Here is a 21879-nt window from a genome sequence, read left to right on the forward strand (position 1 = left end):
ACCCGGCCCGGTCGCTCCCCGGTCCGCCTGCGGTGTTCAGCCCAGGCGGGCCGGGGAGGAGGCCCCGGGAGCCAGCAGCCGGGGGGTGCCGCCGCCGTCGGCGGGCACGGTCCACAGGTCCGTGCTGTCGGCGGCGCCGTCGGTGGGCAGGCCGTAGGCGAGGGTGCGGTCGTCGAGCCAGGCGGCCTGGTCGTCCACGCTGCGCTTCTCCGCGAGCGCGTGCTCGCGCAGCGTCCCGAGGTCCATCACGTGCTCGCGCCAGAGCGAGGCCCCCGCCCGGACCCGCTTCTTGTACGCGATGCGCGTCTCGTCCGGGGACAGCGACGGGCATTCCACGTTCTTCGCGAGGGTGGTGACCGAGCGCCCCGAGATCGAACCCCTGACGAGGTGGGTCTCGCCGCCGGTGGAGAGGGTGGCGTAGAAGGTGTCGTCGTCCCTGGAGAAGGTGACCCCCCAGAAGTTCACGTCCTGGGCGCGGTGCTCCCGGCCGTCCATGGTGATCGTGAACTCCTCCAGGTTGGCCTCCAGCTCCCCGGTCCGGGTGTCCACGATCGCGGTCCGGGTGGAGAAGAACGCGGCGCCGTAGGACTCCCCGGAGACGAAGACCGTCCAGGCGGCGAACCGGCCGCTGGGCGATACCCGGGCCCGGCTGGGGGTCCCCGCGAGGGGGAAGCTGCGCAGGGTGCGCAGCTCGGAGTCGACGATCAGTGCCTTGTTGTCCTGGGCGAGCGCGCCCGGTGTGGAGCGCAGGCACACGCCGGTTCCCGAAGCGGCGTAGAAGCGCTGGCAGTTGAGCTCGGAGGCGGTGCGCGCGGAGTCGGGGGCGTCGGCCGGGACGGAGGCGAGTGCTCCGCGGTGCGGGCCCTGCCCGCCGTTGAGGAAGGTCAGGGTGCCCGGCCGGGTGAGGGTGACGGTCCCCGGGGTGATCGTCGGGCCGCCCGCCGGGGGCTTGTCGTCGCGGGCGGCGGCGCGCAGCACGAGCGCGGCGGCCAGGGCCCCGAGCAGCAGTACCGCCACCGCGAGGACGAGCAGGCGGCGTGACAACGACAGAGTCATCTGGGGGGCCTCACGGGCTTCCGGTGCGGTGCGGGTCGGGGAGGGGGGCGACCGGCGCGGCCGGACGCAGGACGAAGCCGGCGACGGCCGCGCAGCAGAGCAGGCCGGCCGCGGCGGCGGCCAGGGCCGGGCCGGTGCCCCAGAGCGTCCACGCCGCACCGAAGGCGAGCGAGCAGCCGAAGCGGGCCAGCGCCTGGCCGGTGCCGACCAGGGCCAGGCCGGTGGCGCGCAGTTCCGCGGGAACGGTGGCGGCGACGGCGGCGGGCAGCACGCCGTCCGTGGCGGCGTAGAACATGCCGTGCAGGAGGAGGACGAGGTAGGGCAGCGCCGCCGGGTCGGGGGCCCACAGCAGCAGCGCGTAGCCGGCCAGCAGGAGGGCGTGTCCGGTGAGGAACACGGTGCGCCGGCCGATCCGGTCGGCGAGGGCCCCGGCGGGTACGGCGAGCAGCAGGAACACGGCGGCGGTGCCCAGCGGCAGCAGCGGGAACCACTGGTCGCCGATGCCGATGCGGCGTTGCAGGAGCAGGTAGACGAAGGCGTCGCTGACGGTGGTCAGGCCCAGCAGGACGGCGCAGATCGCCAGGTTGCGCAGTCGGGGCAGACGCAGCAGGCCGAGCGCGTCGCGCAGCCGGACGGGGGCCGGGCGGTCCGCGGCGGGGACGGCGGCAGCGGCTGCGACAGAGGCAGCGCCGTCGTCCTCGGAGGTACGGGGCCGGGGCGGCCGGGGCCGTGGCCTGGGCCGGGTGTCGCCGTCGCCGGACGGGACGAAGAGCATGAGCACCACGACGCCGAGGGCGGCGACACAGGCGCTGACACCGAAGACCGCGTCGTAGCCGTCGACCGCGACGCTCAGGATGAGGAACGCGGCGAGCGGGCCGAGCAGCGCCCCGGTGGTGTCCATGGCCCGGTGCACACCGAAGGCGCGCCCTTGTAACTCGGGCGGGGTGGACAGGGAGATCAGTGCGTCGCGCGGGGCGGTGCGCAGTCCCTTGCCGGTGCGTTCCAGCGTGAGGATCACGCTGATCGGGCCCAGGCTGTGGGCGAACAGCAGGAGCGGTTTGCACAGGGCGGACAGGCCGTAGCCGAGGCCGGCGATCAGCTTGTGGTTGCGGACCCGGTCGGCGAGGTGTCCGCCGGTCAGCTGTACCAGGGCGCTGACCCCGTTGTAGACGCCGTCGAGGGCCCCGAAGCCGAGGGGGCTCAGGCCGAGCCCGGCGATCAGGTACAGGGGCAGGACGGCGGTGACCATCTCGGAGGAGACGTCGGTGATCAGGCTGACCGTGCCCAGTGCGAGGACGGTCGGGGCGACCGCGGCGGCCCGGACGGGCCCCCGGTCCGGAGCGGGCTCCGCGCCCGCGGGCGCGGAGCGGTCCGCGAGGTACATGCTCTGGAGCTCCCGATGCCGACGGACTGAGTTCACTCGAACGCGCGAGGGAAACCCTAATGGTTGTACGGGCCAACAGTGGGGCGTACGAAGGGATTCGGCCGCATGCCCCGGGTCGGCTCCGGGGTCAGCCCTGCCGGCTGCTCTCGTCCCGCAGCCAGGTGGAGAAGTCCTGGTTGCGGATGGCCTTCCGGGAGCCCCGGCGGGCGGCGAGTGCGGCCACCACGAACACCACCACCCCCGGCAGCAGCGCCGGTCGGGCCCGCAGCAGGGCGCGCAGATCGGCCGTTCCGGTACGCGCGGTCCGCTCGGTCTGCTCCGGCCCCGGCTCCGGCTCCTCGGCTCCGCGCGCCGCCCGGTAGCGCTCGTACTCGGCGGAGGAGGTCGCCGCGCGGACCCGCCGCCTGATCAGGTCGGACCAGGTGCGCGGCGGACGGACGACGACCCTGGCCTCCTCGACCACGCGCCGCTCCCCGGGCCCGAAGGCGAGGGAGGCCGCCAGGTCGTCGGCCATCAGCGGGGGCAGCGCGGCGATCCGCGCGTGCCCCGGCTCGGTCACCGCGATGACCCCCCGGCCGAACAGCCCCTCACGGACGGCGGGCAGCCGCTGCCACACCCGGTAGTACGCCCGGACCGGCCAGGCGCAGCCCGCGAGCGGAATGTCCCGGCCGGGGGCGACGGCGAGCAGTTCCGGGCTCCGGTCGAGGGCGCCCACCAGGGCCCGTACGTCGGCGGCCCCCACGACCACGTCGGCGTCCACGTACAGCCGGGGGAAGCCCCGGGCGTGCTCGTCGCCGACCCGAAGTGCGTGGTGTTTGGAGGGAGTCGGCACCTCCACCACACGCACGCGGTCCCCGCGCTCACCGGCCACGCGAGCGGTGTCGTCCGTACAGCCGTTGCACACCACGACGATGTCGGGCCCGGTCGCCGAGGTGTCGGCCAGGAGCGCGTCGAGGAGCCGGCCGATGACCCGGCCTTCGTTGTGGGCCGGTATCACGATGCTGGTCACCCGGGCAGTATGCATGGTCGAACACCCGCACCAGGCGATTACGCCAACTCTGCCCGGGGGTACGCCCGGTGGACTAGATTGAGCGGCGCCGACCGGAATCGGCACGCTTCGGCGGTGCCGGAATCCGGAACGGGCCGAGACGGCCCGGAGCGGTGGGCGGTACTGGTTCGGCTGCTTGTGGGGAACAGGCTGCCGGGCCGGGGGGCGAGCACACGCATCACGTAGAGCATCGGTTGTGGGGGGCCATCACCGTTGAGCAGGTCACGCACGGCACGCGCAGGCGTCCGGGCTGCCCTCGACGGCACTTCCCTCCATCACACGCGTCCCGGCCATGAGTTGGCGACACGCCGTCCGGCGTGCGCGGAAGGAAGGGGAACGCCGTGAAGGACACCGCGAAGGACGCGGGGCAGGGCGCGGGCGACACCGGCAAGGGGTCCGCCCCCTTAGGTGTCGCCGTGGTCGGCGCGGGCTACTGGGGCCCCAATCTCGTCCGCAACTTCCAGTCCAGTGACCAGTTCCGGCTGCGGTGGCTGTGCGATCTGAATGTGGACCGGGCCCGGCAGGTGCTCGGCGGGTACTCCACGGTCCAGGCGACCGACGACTACGAGGCGGTCCTCGCCGACCCCGAGGTCGACGCGGTCGCGGTGGCCACCCCGGCCGGCACGCACCTGGACGTCGCCCTGGCCGCCCTGCGCGCCGGCAAGCACGTCCTCGTCGAGAAGCCGCTGGCCGCCACGTACGAGGACGGGCTGCGGCTGGTCAACGAGGCCGAGGAACGCGGCCTCACCCTGATGTGCGACCACACGTACTGCTACACCCCCGCCGTGGGCCGGATCCGCGAGATGGTCCGCTCCGGCGAACTCGGCGAGATCCACTACGTGGACTCGGTACGGATCAACCTGGGGCTCGTCCAGAAGGACATCGACGTCCTGTGGGACCTCGCCCCCCACGACCTGTCCGTCCTGGACTTCATCCTCCCGGACCACGTCCGGCCGGTGGCCGTCGCCGCGCACGGCGCCGACCCGATCGGGGCCGGCCAGTCCTGCGTGGCCTACCTGACGCTCCAGCTGAGCACCGGCGCCATCGCGCACGTGCACGTCAACTGGCTCTCCCCGACGAAGGTGCGCACCACCATGGTCGGCGGGTCCAAGCGCACCCTGGTGTGGGACGACCTCAACCCCACGCAGCGCGTGGCGGTGTTCGACCGCGGGGTGGACCTGAGCGCCCCGCAGGAGATCGGCGCGGACGAGCGCCGCGACATGCTCGTCTCCTACCGGACCGGCGACATGGTGGCGCCCGCGATCGGCGAGAAGGAAGCCCTGCGCAGCATGGTCGAGGAGTTCGCCGCGTCCATCAGGACGGGACGGGCGCCGCTGACCGACGGCCGGGCCGGACTGAAGGTGCTGGACATCCTGGAAGCCGCCTCCCGGAGCCTGGAGTTCCGCGGAGCCGTCGTCGGACTGCGCACCGGACGCTGACCGTCCCCGCAGTCCGATTCACACGCATGACCACGAACGAATCCAGTGGGGGCAGGGCGTTGAGCAGGGTACGAGGCAAGAAGATTCTGGTCACCGGCGGGGCGGGCACGATCGGCTCGCACGTGGTGGACCAACTGGTGGACGGCGGGGCGCGCGAGATCGTCGTGCTCGACAACTTCGTGCGGGGGCGGCGGGCCAACCTGGCCGGCGCCCTGCCGAGCGGGGTGGTGGAGATCGTCGAGGGCGACATCCGCGACGCGGCCACCGTGCGCAAGGTGACGGAGGGGGCCGAGCTGGTCTTTCACCTCGCGGCCATCCGGATCACCCAGTGCGCGGAGGAGCCGCGGCTGGCCAACGAGGTCATGGTGGACGGCACGTTCAACGTGCTGGAGGCGGCCGCGGCCGCCGGGGTGGGCAAGGTGATCGCCTCCTCGTCCGCCTCGGTCTACGGCCTGGCCGAGACCTTCCCGACCACCGAGCGCCACCACCCGTACAACAACGACACCTTCTACGGGGCCGCGAAGGCCTTCAACGAGGGGATGCTCCGCAGCTTCCACTCCATGTACGGGCTGGACTACGTGGCGCTGCGCTACTTCAACGTGTACGGCCCCCGGATGGACATCCACGGGCTCTACACCGAGGTGCTGATCCGCTGGATGGAGAAGATCGCCGCGGGCGAGCCGCCGCTGATCCTCGGTGACGGCACCCAGACCATGGACTTCGTCGACGTACGGGACATCGCGCGCGCCAACCTGCTGGCCGCCGAGTCGGACCTGACCGACGAGGTGTTCAACGTCGCGCACGGCACCGAGACCAGCCTGCTCCAGCTCGCGCAGGGCCTGCTGGAGGCGATGGAGGCGGACGGCCTGGTGCCCGAGCACGGCCCGGCCCGCGCCGTGAACGGGGTGACCCGCCGGCTCGCGGACACCTCGCAGGCCGCCGGACGCCTCGGCTTCACCGCCGGGATCGACCTGCGCACCGGCCTCCGCGACCTGGTGGACTGGTGGCGCGCCGAGCGGGCCGCCGCCGCGGCGGCGGCGGAGACGGCCCGATGAGCGCCCCGGCCGCCGCCCCGGGCCGGATCCCCGTGATGGTGCCCTGGCTCGGCGAGGAGGAGGCCCGGGCCGCCGCCGACGCGGTGCTCTCCGGCTGGGTCGCCCAGGGTCCCCGGGTCGCCGAGTTCGAGCGGGCCTTCGCGGAGCGGGTGGGTGCCGAGCACGGCATCGCGGTGAGCTCGTGCACCACCGCCCTGCACCTGGCCCTGATCGCGCTGGACCTCGGTCCCGGCGACGAGGTGATCGTCCCCTCCCTGTCGTTCATCGCCACGGCCAACGCCGTGCGCTACGTGGGCGCGCGGCCGGTGTTCGCGGACGTCGAGGAGGCCACCGGCAACCTCACCCCGGCCACCGTGGACGCGGTCCGCACGCCCAGGACGAAGGCGGTGCTCGTCGTCCACCAGGGCGGGGTGCCCGCGGACGTGCACGCGCTGCGCGCGGCGTGCGCCGACTGGGACGTGGCCCTCGTGGAGGACGCCGCCTGCGGCATCGGCGCGACGGTCGGCGGCAAGTCGGTGGGCCGGGGCGCCCTGCTCGCCGCCTGGTCCTTCCACCCCCGCAAGGTGATCACCACCGGCGAGGGCGGCATGCTGACCACGGACGACGCGCAGTGGGCGCAGCGGCTGCGGCGGCTGCGCGAGCACGGCATGAACGTGTCCGCCGCACAGCGCCACGCGAGCAGCACGCCGATCGTCGAGAGCTACCTGGAGGTCGGCTACAACTACCGGATGACCGACATCCAGGCCGCGGTCGGCCTGGTGCAGCTCGGCAGGCTGGACGAGATCGTGGCCCGGCGGCGCTCGCTCGCGGCCCGGTACACGGAGCTGCTGAGCACGGTCCGGGGCCTGCGCCCGGTCGGGGACCCCGGTCACGGCCAGGGCAACTTCCAGTCGTACTGGGTGCTGCTGGCCGAGGACTTCCCGGTCGGCCGGGACGAGCTGCTCGCGGTGCTCTCCGAGGCCGGGATCTCGGCCCGGCGCGGCATCATGGCCTCGCACCTGGAGCCCGCGTACGCGGACCACGGCGCGGCTGCCCTGCCGGTCACCGAGCGGATCAGCCGCGACTCGCTGATCCTGCCGCTGTTCCACACGATGACGCGGGAGCAGCAGGACCGGGTGGTGGCGGTACTGCGCGAGCAGGCGGGCGGATGAGCGGCCCGCAGCAGCGGACCGAGGACCTGCTGATCGTCGGCGCGGGCGGGTTCGCCCGCGAGACCGCCCAGGCGGTACGGGACGCGGGCGCCGCGGCCGCGGCGTACGGCCGTGCCCCGCGGTGGCGCCTGGCCGGGCACCTCGACGACGATCCGGCCCTGCACGGCCGGGAGGTCGACGGGGTGCCGGTGCTGGGCGGCAGTCACCTCGTGCACGAACGACCGGACGCCCGGGTGGTGGTGTGCGTGGGCAGTCCGCGCGACTACGCCGTACGTGCCCGGCTGGTACGGCGCCTGGGCCTGTCCGGGACCCGCTACGCGACGGTGGTCCACCCCACGGCCGTGGTCTCGGGGTCCTCGCTGCTCGGCGCGGGCTCGGTCCTGCTCGCGCACAGCGTGCTGACGGCGGCCGTCCGGGTCGGGTCCCACGTGGCGGTGATGCCGCACGTGGTGCTCACCCACGACGACCGGGTCGGGGACTTCGCCACGCTCGCCTCGGGCGTGCGGCTGGGCGGCGGGGTGCGGCTGGGGCGCGGGGCGTACGTGGGCGCGGGGGCGCTGGTGCGCGAGGGCACCACGGTCGGTGCCTGGTCGCTGACCGGTATGGGAAGCACCGTCCTGGCCGATGTGCCGCCCGGTGAGGTGTGGGCCGGAAGCCCCGCCCGCCGGCTGCGCGAGGCGGGTGGTCCGGCGCTCGACGAGCTGCGGGCCGATGGCGAGGAGACCGGCCGGTGGCCGGAGACACGGATGGGGAGCACAGTCGCATGAACCAGATACCGCTGGTCGACCTGAAGGCGGCGCACGCCGAGGTCGCCGAGGAATTACGCGCAGGATTCGACCGGGTGCTCGCCGACACGGCCTTCATCGGCGGTGCGGAGGTCCGCGCGTTCGAGCGCGAGTACGCCGAGTTCGCGGGGGTCGGGCACTGCGTGGGGGTCGCCAACGGCACCGACGCCCTCGAACTGGCCCTGCGCGCCAGTGGGGTGGGCGTCGGCGACGAGGTGGTGCTGCCCGCGAACACGTTCATCGCCACCGCGGGTGCCGTCGCCCGGATCGGCGCCCGGCCGGTGCTGGTCGACTGCCTCCCCGACACCCTGCTGATGGACCCGCGGGCCGCCCTGGAGGCCGTGGGCGCAGCCACCCGCGCGGTGGTCCCGGTCCACCTGTACGGGCAGTGCGCCGACACCGCGGCGCTCGCGGCGGGGCTGCCGTCGCACGTGAGGATCGTCGAGGACGCCGCGCAGAGCCAGGGCGCGACCCGCGACGGCCGCTCCCCCGGCAGCGGCGGCATCGCCGCGACCAGCTTCTACCCGGGCAAGAACCTCGGCGCGTACGGGGACGCGGGCGCGGTGGTGACCGACGACGAGGAGAGCGCGGACCTGGTCCGGGCCCTCGCCAACCACGGCGGCATCGCCAAGTACCGCCACGACGTCGCCGGGTTCAACAGCCGGCTGGACGGTCTGCAGGCCGTGGTCCTGCGGGCGAAGCTGGCCCGGCTGGCGGAGGGGAACGCGGCCCGCAGGACCGCCGCCGCCCGCTACGACGAGCTGCTGGGCGACCTCGCCGCCGCCGGGCAGGTCACCCTCCCGGTCACCGCCGACGGCAATGTCCACGTGTGGCACCTGTACGTGGTCCGGGTCGCGGACGCGGACCGCGACGCCGTCGTGGGCAAGCTCAACGCGGAGGGCATCGGCGCGGGTGTGCACTACCCGGCCCCGGTCCACCTCACCCCGGCCTTCGGTCATCTCGGCCACGGCCGCGGCGACTTCCCGCACGCCGAACAGGCGGCGGACCGGATGCTCTCGCTCCCCCTCTTCCCACAGATCACCGCCGCCCAGCAGCAGCGGGTCGTGGACACCCTCCGCACCGCCCTGCGCTGACCCCCCGCGCTCACGCAAACAATGAGGTCCAGATGAACAGACGGACAAGGTTGCTCCGTTACGGTCTCTTCACCGTGATCGCGGCCTTGATGGCCACGGTCCTGCCGCCGGCCGCGCTGGCCGGCGCGGTCGATCCCTGCGGTCCCGGTACGAACGCGATCGTGTGCGAGAACTCCAAACCGGGCACACCGATGTCCGACTGGTTCGCGCCGAGCGCGTACGGCGACATCAAGGGCTTCCCGGCCCAGACGAGCGTCCAGGCCGGCGAGACCGTGCAGTTCAAGATCCAGTCGCCGACGCCGTACCGCGTCTCCGTCTACCGCCTCGGCCACTACGGGGGCGACGGCGCCCGCCTGATGTCGACCGCGGCCCAGGCGGCGCAGACGTACCCGGCGAACTTCGCGCCGGGCGGCGCCCCGCAGACCTGCGCCAAAAAGGCCGCCACCGGCCTGGTCGACTGCGGGAACTGGCCCGTCACCACGACGTGGACCGTGCCGGCCGACGCCGTGTCCGGGCTCTACGTCGTCAACTTCGACCAGGCGGACGGCAACGGGGTGATGCCCTACCCGTTCGTCGTCCGCAACGACGCCAGCCACTCCGACATCGTCGTGCAGACCAGTGACCAGACCTGGCAGGCGTACAACAACTACGGCGGCCAGGACCTGTACGACGGCGGCGGCCCCGCCCCGGACGGGCGGGCGTACGAGGTCAGCTACAACCGGCCCATGGACATCGGCGGGGACAACGGGATCTACGGGTCCGAGTTCCAGATGGTGGCGTGGCTGGAGCGCAACGGCTACGACGTGAGCTACATGTCCGGCGTCGACATGTCGGTGCGCGGCGGCACCCTGCTGCGCAACCACAAGGTCTTCCTGTCCTCCGGGCACGACGAGTACTGGACCCAGGACCAGTTCACCAACGCGCTGAACGCGCGCCGGGCCGGGGTCCACCAGACGTACTTCAGCGGCAACGAGGTCTTCTGGAAGACCCGTCTGGCGCCGAGCATCGACGGCGCGGGCACCGCCAACCGGACCCTGGTCTCGTACAAGGAGACCAAGCTGTCCTTCCCCCAGCCGAACGGCGTCCCCGATCCGAGCGGGATCTGGACGGGCACCTTCATGGACCCGGCCAGTGCCACGGGCGGGCGGCCCTACCAGCCGCAGAACCAGCTGACCGGCTCGATGTTCAGCGTCAACGGCTACCGCAGCGACGCGATCACGGTGCCCGGCACCTTCGCCAAGCAGCGGCTGTGGCGCAACACCACGGTCGCGAACCTCACTCCCTCGCAGACCGCCACGTTCCCCACCGGCACGCTCGGCTACGAGTGGGACAGCGACGTGGAGAACGCCAGCCGGCCCGCCGGGCAGATCACGATGTCCTCCACCACGGTGGACATCGAGGACGGCAAGCTCCTCAAGGACTACGGCAACACCTACGGGAACGGCACCGCCACGCACAGCCTGGTCGCCTTCCGCGACCAGACCTCGCACGCCCTGGTGTTCGGCGCGGGCACGGTGCAGTGGTCCTGGGGCCTGACCAACATGCCCACCGGCAACCCGGACGACGCGGTGGTCACCGCGGACAAGCGGATGCAGCAGGCCACGGTCAACATCTTCGCCGACATGGGCGTCCAGCCCAAGTCGCTGCAGAGCGACCTGATCGCCTCCACCGCCTCCACGGACGCCGTGGGCCCGGGCGTGACGGTGACCAGCCCGGCGGCGAACGCCACCGTACCGGCGCTGCGGCCCGTGACCATCACGGGAACGGCCGCCGACACCGGCGGCGGCGTGGTCGCCCGGGTGGAGGTGTCCACCGACGGCGGCACGACCTGGAAGGCGACCACGGGCCTCGGGTCCTGGAGCTACAAGTGGACGCCGACCGTCCAGGGCGCCGCGCAGATCAAGGTGCGCGCCGTGGACGACAGCGTCAACATCGGCGCCACCACCACGGTGCCGCTGACCGTGGGACCCCAGCAGTGCCCCTGCACCGTATGGCCCGCCGCGGCCGTACCGGGCACCGTCAACGCCGGTGACGGCAGCGCCGTCGAGCTCGGTGTGAAGATCCGCTCCTCGGTGGCCGGTTCGATCACCGGCGTCCGCTTCTACAAGTCCCCCGCCAACACCGGCACGCACACCGGCAGCCTCTGGAGCAGCACCGGCCAGCGTCTGGCCACCGGCACCTTCACCAATGAGACGGCGTCCGGCTGGCAGCAGCTGAACTTCGCCACCCCGGTCCCGGTCAAGGCGAACACCACCTACGTCGCCTCCTACTTCGCCCCGCACGGCGGCTACTCCTTCGACACCACCTTCGCCGCAGGCGACGCGGGCCTGGCCCCGCTCACCGCGCTGAGGAGCGGCATCGACGGCGGCAACGGCGTCTACCGCTACAGCGCCACGGGCGGATTCCCGTCCACCGCCTCCTCCGGCAGCAACTACTGGGTGGACGCGGTCCTGGACACCTCCACCGCGAGCACGACCCCGCCCACCGTCAGCGCCACCTCGCCGCAGTCCGCGGCGACCGGCACCCAGATCACGGCGGCCGTGTCGGCCACCTTCAGCAACGCCATCGACGCGGACTCCCTGGTGTTCTCGGTCAAGGACTCCGGCGGTGCGGCCGTTCCGGGCACCAAGGTTTTGGGCGCGTCCAACAGCGCGACCTTCACCCCGTCCTCCGAACTGGCCCTGAACTCCACCTACACGGCGTCCGTCCAGGCCTCCGACCTGTGGGGCAACGCGATGGCCGCACCGGTCACGTGGAACTTCACCACGAGCCCGAACCCGCCGACGGTGAACTGCCCGTGCACCCTGTGGAACGGGACCACCACCCCCAGCACAGCCAACGTGGGGGACGACGCCAACTCCGTGGAGCTGGGCACGCGCTTCCAGTCCGCGGTGAACGGCTACATCACCGGTGTCACCTTCTACAAGGGCCCCGGCAACACCGGTACGCACACCGGCAGCCTGTGGTCCGCCTCCGGGACCCTGCTCGCCACCGGCACCTTCGGCAGCGAGACCCTGACCGGCTGGCAGCAGCTGCAGTTCGCCACGCCGGTGCCCATCACGGCGGGGACCACGTACGTGGCCTCCTACCACGCACCGAACGGCAACTATTCGGTGGACGGCGGCTACTTCGCCGGCGCGCACCGCTCCTATCCCCTGGTGGCCCCGGCCGACGCGGCGGGCAGCGCCAACGGCCTCTACAAGTACGGGGCGGCCACCGCCTTCCCGACGAACACCTTCGGCTCGGTGAACTACTGGGTCGGCCCGATCTTCACCACCACCGCGCCGGCCGCCCTGCAGGAGGGGCTGTCCAATGAGGTGAGCGGGCAGTGAGCACGGTCAGCGTGGTGATCCCCTGCTACAAGTACGGCCACTTCCTGGCGGACTGCGTCAAGAGCGTGCTGGACGAGCAGGAGGGCGTCGACGTGCGGGTGCTGATCATCGACGACGCCTCGCCCGACGACTCCGCGGAGGTCGCCCGCGCGCTGGCGGCCGCCGACCCGCGGATCGAGGTACGGGTCCACGAGAGCAACAAGGGCCACATCGCCACCTACAACGAGGGCCTGCTGGAGTGGGCCGACGGGGACTACGTCGCCCTGCTGTCGGCGGACGACCGGCTGGTTCCCGGCGCTCTGGTGCGCGCGGCGGCCCTGCTCGACGCGCATCCGGAGGCGGGCTTCTGCTACGGCAGGCCGCTGCGCTTCCGGCACGGCGGGCCGCTGCCCGCGGCCCGCACCCGGAGCACCGGATCGGTCGTCTACCCCGGACGGTGGTGGCTGGACCGGCGGTTCCGGGAGGGCACCGGGTGCATCACCTCACCCGAGGTGGTGGTCCGCACGACTCTCCAGCGCAAGGTCGGGGGCTACGACCCGGAGCTGCCGCACGCCGGTGACATCGAGATGTGGATGCGGCTCGCGGCCCACGCCGACGTGGGCTACGTCCGCGGGGCGGACCAGGCCTTCTACCGGGTTCACGGCAACAACATGTCCACCACGGACTTCGGCGGTCAGCTCGACGACCTGCGCCAGCGCCTCGTCGCCTTCGACTCGGTCCTCGACAAGTGCGGCGGGCTGCTCCCGGGGTCCGACCGGCTGGCACTGGCGGCGCGCACCCGGCTGGCCCGGTACGCGCTGCGGCGCGCCTACCGGGCATACGACCGGGGGCGCACCGCGGTGGTTCCGGTGGACGAGCTCGTGGAGTTCGCGGCCGAGTGCCTGCCCGAGGACTACACGTCGCTCGCCGAGTACCGGGCGCTCCTGCGGCGCCGGCGCATCGGGGCGCGTGCCATGCCGTACCTCCAGCCGCTCGTCCTCTCGGCCGTTGCCGACCGGGGGCGCGAGTGGCTGTGGTGGCGGTCCTGGAAGCGTCGAGGGATCTGATGATCCATCTGTTGGGCTCAGCGGGTCGCCCCCACGAGGGGCGCCCGCTCGGGCTCCTCGGCCCGCACCACCGGACCGGCGTCGGCGGCAGTACGCCGGCGCCGGCTCCGGCGTGTCAGGAGCCGGTCGGCCCACAGGGCCGCCACCACGCCGCCGACCCCGCCCAGCAGGGCCGTCCCGGCGAGCCCCCGGCTCTTGGTGCCGGTCTGCACCACCGCGGTGGGCGGTACCAGCAGGGTGACGCTCATCCGCGCGGAGTCCGGGACGCCCTGCTGCGTCTCCAGGTCGGTGAGGTGCCTGGTGTAGATCTCGATGATCTTCCGGACGGCCGTGTCCGCGGCGGCCGGGCCGGCCTGCTCCGCCTGGATCTGGAGCGAGGGGATCAGGTAGCGCGGGGTGACGCTGGTCCCGCTGTTGCGCGGTATCAGCCGGTACGTTCCGCTCACGCCCGCGGCGCGGAGCTCCGCGGCGCCGGCGGGCGAGTCCAGCTGCTGCACCGCGGCGTAGGAGACGGCGGCGAGCGGCGGCTGCAGATTGGCCAGTTGGTTGGGCTGGTTGTCCGTCACCGGGGGCTTGAGCACGACGATCGCCGTGCTCAGGTACGTCTGTGTGGGGTGCAGCACTTGGACGGCTCCGGCGGCCGCGAGCACCCCCGCCACGATCAGGACGTACCAGCGCCGACGCAGCGCTCGGACCAACTCACCAGGCGACACAGAGATTCCTTCCGTTGTGACCGATCTTTCCAGGACATGGGTAGGCCCGCCATCAATTGCGGCTTCCTCGGGGGGTGTTCATGAGCATCGGTGAGATCGTCGCGGTGCTCCGGCGCCGTTGGTACGTGATGGTGCCGCTGACGGTCATCAGCCTGCTCGCGGGGGCCCACCTGTACCGTTCGGTGCCGGTGGCCTACCAGTCGGAGAGCTCGGTGGCGCTGCTGGACTCCACGGCGGTGGCCGAACTGGCCCCCGCCTTCGGCAATCCCATCGCGAACGCCGGCGGTTCGCTGGTGGTCACCGCGGACGTGCTGATCAGGACGCTGTCGGGGACGGACGCGGCACGGGACCTGCAGGGCATCGGGGTGACCGACCCCTACACGGTCGGCTTCGCCGCGAACACCTCGGGGCCGATGCTGACGCTGACCGTCACGGGGACCGACCGGGCGAAGGTGCTGGAGGAGACCAACAAGCTGACCGCCTTCGCCGGGGAGACGCTCAACGCTCTCCAGGCGGCGGCCAAGGTCAAGCCCGCGTACATGGTGCAGACGGCCCCCGTGGTGCTGCCGCAGACCCCGGTGCCGCAGATGAAGAGCCGCTACCAGCAGGTGCTGGGCGTCGTCATCCTGGGCACCACGACCGCCTTCACGCTCTCCTTCCTGACGGACAGTCTGCTGGCCGCGCTCCGCAGGCGGCGCGCGGCCTCGGCCGCCCCGGCGCGGCGCGGCCGCCGCAAGCCGTGGGGACGGCAGCTGGACGCGACCGCCCTGCTGAGCTGCTACCTGGCGCTGGCCTTCTTCATCCCCTCGAACCTGACCCTGCCCGGGATGGGCGGGGTGGGCACGCCGGCCAACGTGTTCGCGCTGCTGTGCCTGTTCTGGTACCTGGCCGCCTGGATCACCGGCCGGATCCTGCCCGCCCCGGGCACCCGGCTGCCGCGGGTGGTGATGTGCCTGCTGGCCTTCTCCGTACTGGGCTCCTACCTCGCGAACGCGATGCGGGGCAGCTCCCACAAGGAGGTCCTCGCGGCGGACCGCGGGCTGATCGGGCTGCTCGTCTGGGTCTCGCTGGTGGTGCTGGTCTCCGCGGGGATCCAGGACCGCGAGCGCCTGGACGTGCTGCTGCGCCGGGCCGTCGTGATGGGGACGGTGGTGGCGGCCGTCGGCTTCTACGACTTCTTCACCGCGACGAACATCGCCGACAGCATCAGTATCCCGGGCCTGAAGTCCAGCGTCGCCCAGATCACCACCCTGGACCGGGGGTCCTTCACCCGGCCGCGGTCCACCACGGCGCAGCCCCTGGAGTTCGGCGGGATGCTCGCCATCCTGCTGCCCTTCGCCGTGCAGCAGGCCTTCGATCCGGTCCGGCGGCACCTGCGTGCCTGGCGGCGCTGGGGGCCCGTGGTGCTGATGGGGGGCGCCCTGCCGCTGACGGTGTCGCGGACCTCCATCATCGGGGCGCTCATCGTGGTGCTGGTGATGGTGCTGCGCTGGAAGCCGGAGCGGCGGTGGGCCGCGATCGGTCTGCTGATGGGCTCGGTGGCCTGCTTCAAGGTGATCATTCCCGGGCTGATCGGCACCATCACCGCGCTCTTCGCCTCGTTCCTGACGAACTCCGACAGCAGCACCCAGGCCCGTACCGTGAAGTACAGCGCGATCGTGCCGTACCTCGACGAACGGCCGCTGTTCGGCCGGGGCTTCGGGACCTTCCTGCCCGAGCTGTTCTTCTTCACCGACAACCAGTACATGCTCACCCTGGCAGAGATGGGCCTCGTGGGGCTGCTCGCGCTCCTGGTCCTCCTGTTCACCGGGATCCACCAGGGCGGTGCCATCCGCAGGCTGGCCCGCACCGAGTCCGACCGGGAGCTGGGGCAGGCCTTCTTCGCCTCGGCCCTCGTCTCCCTGGTCATCGCCGCCACGTTCGACGCCCTCAGCTTCCCGATGTTCGCCGGGGTGTTCTTCCTGACGATCGCCGCCGGAGGCAGCTACCTCGGGTTCATCCGGCGTACGGCGCCGGAGCCCGCAACCGTGGAGTTCCCATGCAGTTCAGCCAGCCAGCCGCCCGCCGACCGGATCCGGGTGCCGGCCCCGTAGCGGTCATCGTCGTCACCTGGAACAGCTCCCCGGTGCTCCCGGAGTTCCTCGCCTCGCTGCCGGCGGGCATGGCCGGGCTCGACTGGCGCCTGGTCGTCGCCGACAACGACTCGGCCGACGGCACCGTGGACCTGATCCGCTCGCTGGCCCCGGACGCGACGATCGTCCAGACCGGCCGCAACGCCGGTTACGCGGCCGGGGTGAATGCCGCCCTCGGGGCGGCCGCCGCGTGGGAGGGCGGCTTCCGGGCCGCCCTGGTCTGCAATCCGGACGTCCGGATGCGCCGCGGCTGCGCCGAGGTGCTCGTGGACGCGCTGGGCGGCGCGGCGCCGGGCGGCGGCCGGGTCGGGATCAGCGTCCCGCTGCTGTACGAGGAGGACGGCCGTACGCTGCTGCTCTCGCTGCGCCGGGAGTCGCGCGTGACCCGGGCGCTCGGCGAGGCGGTGCTGGGCAACCGCCGGGCCGGGCGGTTCCCGCGCTGGAGCGAACTGGTCACCGACCCGGCCGCGTACGAGCGGGCCACGGTCGCGGACTGGGCCACGGGCGCGCTGATGGCCCTGTCCGGGGAGTGCCTGGAGGCGTGCGGGCCCTGGGACGAGTCCTTCTTCCTGTACTCGGAGGAGACCGAGTACTGCCTGCGGGCCCGCGACCTGGGCTTCGTCACCCGGCTGGAGCCGGCGGCCACGGCCACCCACCTGGGCGGGGACTCGCAGGTCTCGCCGCGGCTGTGGACCCTGCTGACGCTCAACCGGGTACGGCTCTACGGGCGCCGGAACGGGCCCGTGGCGACCGCCGCGTTCCGCGCGGCCGTACTGCTGCGGGAGACCTCGCGGGCGGCCCTCGGCCGGCCCGCGAGCCGGGCGGCCGCCCGCGCCCTGGCCGGCCGGTCGGCACTGCGGGCCACGCCCGGGCCCTGAGACGACGTCGGACCGGCGCGCCCTCGTCCCCGTCCCCCTCCCCCTCCTCAGCCGACCGTGACGCGCAGGTTGGCGAGCAGGGTGGCTCCGTCGGGGGTGGTGGCGAGGACACGGCCCGAGCGGTGCCAGTGGGTGACCGCGTCGGCGTGCCGGCGAAGGCCCGGGGCCTGCGAGTCGGCCTGTGGGAAGAACACGGTCGCGGTGGGCGCGGAGCCCGCACCCGCGCCCGTGTGCAGGAGGACTCCGGTGCCGTCGGGGCCGGGCATCGCGAGCGTCCAGTGGTCGCCGTCGACGATCGGGCCGTGCGGCGCGACGCCTTCGATGCCCGGGTGGGCGCCGGGGCGGGCGAGCGGGCTCTCGGTGGTCCAGTGCAGGACGGTCCTGTCCGGTGACCCGTCCGCCGGCTGCGGGTCGGCCGCCAGCAGGCTGCCGGCGGCGAGCGCCGCGGAGCGGCCGGGGCGGAACGCGTCGGGCCGGAGCCGGGAGCGCAGCTCCCAGCCGGGCAGGTCCCAGCGCCAGAGCTCGACGACCTGCGTGCCGTCGGGAAGCGGCGACACCACGACGCCCGTGCATCCGGCCGGAGTGCGGGCGAGCCGGCCGACCAGCCGCTCGCCGCCGCCGAGTTCGCGCCAGACCACGGTGGGCCGGGGCGCGAGGGTGTCCAGGACCGCGATGCCGTCGTCGTCGGCCGTGATCAGGTGCCGGCCGTCGAAGGAGGGGACGATCTGCTCCGCACTGAGCGTCGTCCAGCGCCGGACCGAGCGGGTGGCGAGGTCGAGCCGGGAGACTTCCCGGACCCGCCCGTAGCCCGCCACGAGCAGCGCGACGCCGCCGTGGTCGGCCAGCACCAGCTGGTCGGCGGGCACGTCCCAGCGGGCCTTGGTCCGGCCGTCGGCGGTGAGCAGCCGGACGCCCGCCTGTCCGCAGGCGACCAGGACGGCGCCGGAGCCGAGCAGCGCCGCGTCCATCACCGGCAGCGTGCCGGGTCGGTCGGCGGCGGTGTGCGCGGTGAGGTGTGCCGTGGGGGCCGCGCGGCTCGGCCGGGCCAGGTCTGCGGCGACCAGCGGGTCGGCCCGCTTCAGCAGCCGCTGGTGGCGGGCCCCCGCGTCCCGGTCGCCGAGGACGCCGCCGAAGCCGCCGTCCCGGACGACCGCCCGGGCCGCCGCGGTGGCGAGTTCACGGTCCAGGGCCGGGTCGGCGGCCGGGAGTTCCGCCAGCGCGGCGGCCAGCGCCGACCGTCCGGTGGTGGCCGGGTCCCCGTCGCTGTCGAGGACGGCCAGGGCGAGCGCCCTGGCCGCCTCTCCGGCGCCGAGCGCCAGCAGGTACGGCAGCGCCCGGCTCCGGGTCGGCCCGCCGAGCGCAACCGCGTCACGCAGGTCGGCGACAGCCGACGGGCGCAGCGACTCGTCCGCCCAGAGCACCTCGGCGGCGCCCAGACGGTCGCCGGACTCCCTGCGGTGCGCGGCCCAGGCGGCGCGCAGCTCGCGGGCGGACGCCGGGTCGTCGGAGGCGAGGCGCTCCACGGCGGAGGCGAATGCGGCCCTGCGGTACGCAGTCCGGACGGCTCGTTCGCGCTCGCCGGCCTGCCACCACAGCCGGACCACGAGGTCCGCGCCGAGGTCGCGGCCCTCCGCCAGCTCTGCCGCCTGTACGGTGCGGCCGTGCCGGACCAGCAACGCGACCGCCTCGGCCGGGGCGTCCCGCAGGTCGGCGAGGACGAATGCGGCCTCGTCGATCCTGCCCTCGCGCTCCAGGCCCTCGGCGGCCCGCTGGTAGAGCGCGGCGAGGTGCTGGTGCACGGTGGGCCCGGAGAGGGGCGAGGCGGCGCCGGAACCGCCGGCCCGGGGCGTGGGGCGCAGGGCGCCCTCGTAACGGCTGGGCAGGCCGAGGGCGAGCCAAGGTTTCTGCTCGGCCGGCCGGCCGCCCGTCAGCCGGATCGCGTCGCGCAGGGCGTCCTCCCAGCGGCGCTGCTCGAACGCGGTGGTCAGCTCACGCAGGTAGCGGGCGTGCCGGCCCTGGATCAGCGGGCCCGCCGTACGCATCGCCAGGCGGGCCAGGAGTGCGTTGAACAGGGGGCGGCGGGCGCGGCCGCGCGAGCGGCCGGGCTCCGGTTCAGAGGTGGCGGCGCCGGCCCCGGCGGCCGAACCCTCCGGACCCGGTGCGGCGCCGCTGTTGCGCTGACGGAAGCGGGCGGCTGCCGGGCCAGCGGCGAACGCGAGCAGCAGCACGCCGACGTGGAAGGTGCCGCCCTGCGACGCGACGACGACGAGGAGGGGTAGCACCACGAGGAGGACGACAATGGCCAAGGCGAACGGGCCGGTCACGGAAGACGGCCGCGGACGCGGACGCCCCGCGAACGGCGCCCCCCGGCGACGGGCACCGGCCGGGGCGTCCTCGGTGAGCCGCCGGGCCCGCTCCGTCCGGGGTGCGATGCCGGCGGCCGCGCGCAGGTCGGGCCTTGGTTGCCGCGGCAGGGACTCCACGACGGGTTCGGCCTCGGGCTCGGTGGCGCCGACCGGTCGAGGGCGGTGGAGCGTGAGCCCGGACAGGTCGAGCCACCCGGCAGGGTCCAGCTCCGCCAGTTCTGCGATCCGATGAATGACCGTCACTCCTCCTGCAGCCACCGCGAGGTGCCCGGCGACCGCTGCGGTGGCGTCGGCTCCGACGGCGGCCTGCGCGCCGCGGTCCGTCCGCACGACGGGGAGCCCGGGAGCCCGGTCGGCGCGGATCTCCACGGGCGCGGCCAGGACGAAGAGCCATCGCCCGTCCGGCAGTTGCCGCAGATCGGCACCGTCCTGCCAGGAGGCGATGGCACGCTCGGCGGCCTCGGCCGGGCCGATCACGGGCACGTCGAGGACGAACCCGGTGGCCGTGACGGTGGCGCGGAACGCCGTGCCCTGGGTGGCGCTGCTCACTCGGTGTCCCCGATCGAGAAGTGGATCCTGCCGGTGTTGGCGTCGCCGACCACGATCCGGCCCGGCCGGGTCTCGGCGGCGATCAGCGGCAGGGACGAGTGCACGGCCGGCGGCCCGGAGCCGCCGGACAAGCGGGTCAGGGTCCGCACACCGTCGGCGCGCACGCCGCGCACCACGAGGCCGCTGCGGCTGACGGTGATCAGCGCGGGCGTCCCCCCGTCGTGGACGAGGCCGATCACGTCGGCGTTCTCGCGGAAGGAGATGCGGCTCTCGTCCCCCGACCCGGTCCGCACCTGCCAGGTCCGGCCGTCCTGCGACCAGGCCTGGGAGCCGCCTCCGTGCAGGAAGTGGCGGGCGTCGCGGGCCGCCTCGTGAAGCGGTTGGCTGTCGAGCAGCCTCGGCTCGCGGAACCGGTTGAAGTGCGGCCGGTCCTGCGCTCCCCGGCCGAGCGCGCCGTCCTCGGCGACGCTGCCGTCCGGGCCGATCCGCCACCAGCGCCCGGCCAGCGGCAGCAGCAGGTCGGTACCGGCGCGCAGCAGCGGCAGGACCGGGCGGGCGAACAGTTCCTCCGGCACGGCATCGTCGCGGCCGACCCCGAAGGCGGCGAGATCGGCGGTGTACCCGCCGCGCTCGCCGAGCGGCCGGCCACTGACGTACGGGACCAGCTCGCCGCCCCGGACGTACAGGGCGATCAGGCGCCGGCCGGTCCGGCCGGCGGCGAGCACCGGCCCGGGCAGGTCGTGGCGGCGCGCCCGGACAGTGGTGGTGATGCGGGCGTCGCCGTTCGGCAGGTTGGCCGCGAGCAGGGTGGTGGCCCGCCGGCCCCGGGCAAGCAGGGTGCGGGCGTCGGTGGTGAAGGCGGGCAGCGCCCGGCCGGCCGCTCCCCCGGGATCGGCGGCCGGCCCGCCGGCCGGGACCGGCTCGGCCCGGCGGAACTCCGCCCCGCGCAGCGCCCGTACGGCGATCCCGCCTGCGGGCAGCGGGAGTTCGACCGTCGCGCCGTCGAGCCGGACGGCGGCATGGCCGGCGCCGTCGGCGGACCAGCGGGTGGGCTCGCTCGTCAGGACCCTGGAGCGCGCCGGGAGCCGTTCGGCGAGGCGCGGCGAGGTCAGCAGCCAGGCCTGATCGGCGGTGTCCAGGCCGTCCAGCGCGTGCTGCACGTCCGAGGGCGTCGGGTCGACCGGTCGGCGTGCGGCCAGCCAGGCCGGAAGCAGCTCGGCGAGGTCGCCGGTGAGCCGGCGCCCGTACGGGTCGCCGAGGACGACGACGACCAGTTCGGTGCCGCGCGCGGCCGCCCGGCGGTGCAGGACGAGGAGCGCGGCGAGCTGGACCAACCGGCCCGCGCCGGCCTGGGTCGGGCCGGTGTCGACCAGGGCGGCGATCCTGCCGCGGACCGCCGGGGTGCGGAACTCGGGAGCCAGGTGGAGCAGTTCGCCGTCGACGAAGCGGCGCAGGAACTCGTCCGGGTACTCGTCGGCGAGCAGCCACTCGGACGGCAGCAGCCGGTCCGGCCGGCCCGAGCGGGCGAGGCCGCCGAGGCCGTCGGGGTCGCCGACCACATCGGCGACGGGCTCGCGCTCACCGACCAGGGCGTCCAGGCGTTGGAGCAACGGGCCGAATGCGACGGCGAGTTCAGGAGTGATGGCCGAGAGGGTGCCGGCCCAGGGGGCGAGTGCGGCGGGCAGGCGGGTGGTCTTCATCGGCGGGCACTCCACGGAGAGGCGGCCCGGCCGCGGGGCGGCGGGGCGGAGCCGGGAACGGATACGCGGGGCGGTACGGGCGCCGGGCCGGCGGCCCCGGCCGGGGACGGCGCGGCACACGGCTGCCCCGCGGCGGCTCGGCGGCGCGCAG

At 74.0% G+C, this 21879-nt stretch carries 15 protein-coding genes; 9 read left to right on the forward strand and 6 right to left on the reverse strand.

Annotation, left to right across the window (positions count from 1 at the left end):
- Positions 1–36: 36 nt before the first annotated feature.
- The 3 genes from OG373_RS09565 to OG373_RS09575 all read right to left on the reverse strand — a co-directional run bounded on the left by OG373_RS09565 (position 37) and on the right by OG373_RS09575 (position 3449).
- Positions 37–1050 (reverse strand): TolB-like translocation protein, encoded by a 1014-nt coding sequence (locus tag OG373_RS09565; RefSeq protein WP_405444001.1) that lies wholly within the window; start codon positions 1048–1050, stop codon positions 37–39.
- A 16-nt stretch (positions 1051–1066) separates the two neighbouring features.
- Entirely contained in the window at positions 1067–2440 is a 1374-nt protein-coding gene (locus tag OG373_RS09570) for an MFS transporter (protein ID WP_405437446.1), read from the reverse strand.
- Between the two features lie 127 nt (positions 2441–2567).
- Entirely contained in the window at positions 2568–3449 is an 882-nt protein-coding gene (locus tag OG373_RS09575) for a glycosyltransferase (RefSeq protein ID WP_405437447.1), read from the reverse strand.
- 380 nt (positions 3450–3829) lie between these two features.
- Between OG373_RS09575 and OG373_RS09580 the strand changes: the two genes are divergently transcribed.
- From OG373_RS09580 to OG373_RS09610, 7 genes are read left to right on the forward strand one after another with little or no spacing between them, the layout of a single operon-like run.
- The gene (locus tag OG373_RS09580; RefSeq protein WP_405437449.1) at positions 3830–4927 is read left to right on the forward strand and encodes a Gfo/Idh/MocA family protein; all 1098 of its coding nucleotides are present in this window, start codon (positions 3830–3832) and stop codon (positions 4925–4927) included.
- A gap of 26 nt (positions 4928–4953) precedes the next feature.
- On the forward strand, positions 4954–5982 hold the full coding sequence (locus OG373_RS09585; protein ID WP_405437451.1) for an NAD-dependent epimerase/dehydratase family protein: 1029 nt from the start codon (positions 4954–4956) through the stop codon (positions 5980–5982).
- A complete protein-coding gene (locus OG373_RS09590) occupies positions 5979–7133 on the forward strand; it encodes a DegT/DnrJ/EryC1/StrS family aminotransferase (protein ID WP_405437452.1) in 1155 nt (384 codons plus the stop codon). Before OG373_RS09585 ends, OG373_RS09590 begins: the two co-directional genes overlap by 4 nt.
- Positions 7130–7900, forward strand: a complete 771-nt coding sequence (locus OG373_RS09595; protein WP_405437454.1) for a NeuD/PglB/VioB family sugar acetyltransferase — start codon at positions 7130–7132, stop codon at positions 7898–7900. Before OG373_RS09590 ends, OG373_RS09595 begins: the two co-directional genes overlap by 4 nt.
- A complete protein-coding gene (locus OG373_RS09600) occupies positions 7897–9012 on the forward strand; it encodes a DegT/DnrJ/EryC1/StrS family aminotransferase (RefSeq protein ID WP_405437455.1) in 1116 nt (371 codons plus the stop codon). The genes OG373_RS09595 and OG373_RS09600 overlap by 4 nt, the downstream gene beginning before the upstream one ends.
- Before the next feature lie 32 nt (positions 9013–9044).
- Positions 9045–12344 carry a DUF4082 domain-containing protein gene (locus tag OG373_RS09605; RefSeq protein WP_405437457.1) on the forward strand — a complete coding sequence of 1100 codons (3300 nt, stop codon included), beginning with the start codon at positions 9045–9047 and terminating at the stop codon, positions 12342–12344.
- Entirely contained in the window at positions 12341–13390 is a 1050-nt protein-coding gene (locus OG373_RS09610; protein WP_405437459.1) for a glycosyltransferase, read from the forward strand. Before OG373_RS09605 ends, OG373_RS09610 begins: the two co-directional genes overlap by 4 nt.
- A 17-nt stretch (positions 13391–13407) precedes the next feature.
- Here the strand turns inward: OG373_RS09610 and OG373_RS09615 are convergent, their stop codons facing one another.
- Entirely contained in the window at positions 13408–14103 is a 696-nt protein-coding gene (locus OG373_RS09615) for a hypothetical protein (RefSeq protein ID WP_405437460.1), read from the reverse strand.
- Between the two features lie 80 nt (positions 14104–14183).
- Between OG373_RS09615 and OG373_RS09620 the strand changes: the two genes are divergently transcribed.
- Together OG373_RS09620 and OG373_RS09625 are read left to right on the forward strand one after the other, a co-directional pair.
- Positions 14184–16196: an O-antigen ligase family protein gene (locus tag OG373_RS09620; RefSeq protein ID WP_405437462.1), complete on the forward strand. Its 2013-nt coding sequence runs from the start codon at positions 14184–14186 to the stop codon at positions 16194–16196.
- Positions 16142–17113 (forward strand): glycosyltransferase, encoded by a 972-nt coding sequence (locus tag OG373_RS09625; RefSeq protein WP_405437464.1) that lies wholly within the window; start codon positions 16142–16144, stop codon positions 17111–17113. The genes OG373_RS09620 and OG373_RS09625 overlap by 55 nt, the downstream gene beginning before the upstream one ends.
- A 47-nt stretch (positions 17114–17160) precedes the next feature.
- On the opposite strand, the gene OG373_RS09630 is transcribed toward OG373_RS09625, so the two are convergent.
- A complete protein-coding gene (locus OG373_RS09630) occupies positions 17161–20028 on the reverse strand; it encodes a bpX6 domain-containing protein (RefSeq protein WP_405437466.1) in 2868 nt (955 codons plus the stop codon).
- Positions 20025–21728, reverse strand: a complete 1704-nt coding sequence (locus OG373_RS09635) for a hypothetical protein (protein WP_405437468.1) — start codon at positions 21726–21728, stop codon at positions 20025–20027. The genes OG373_RS09630 and OG373_RS09635 overlap by 4 nt, the downstream gene beginning before the upstream one ends.
- Positions 21729–21879 lie beyond the last annotated feature (151 nt).

The sequence above is a fragment of the Streptomyces avidinii genome, assembly GCF_045161815.1.
GTDB lineage: Bacteria > Actinomycetota > Actinomycetes > Streptomycetales > Streptomycetaceae > Streptomyces > Streptomyces avidinii.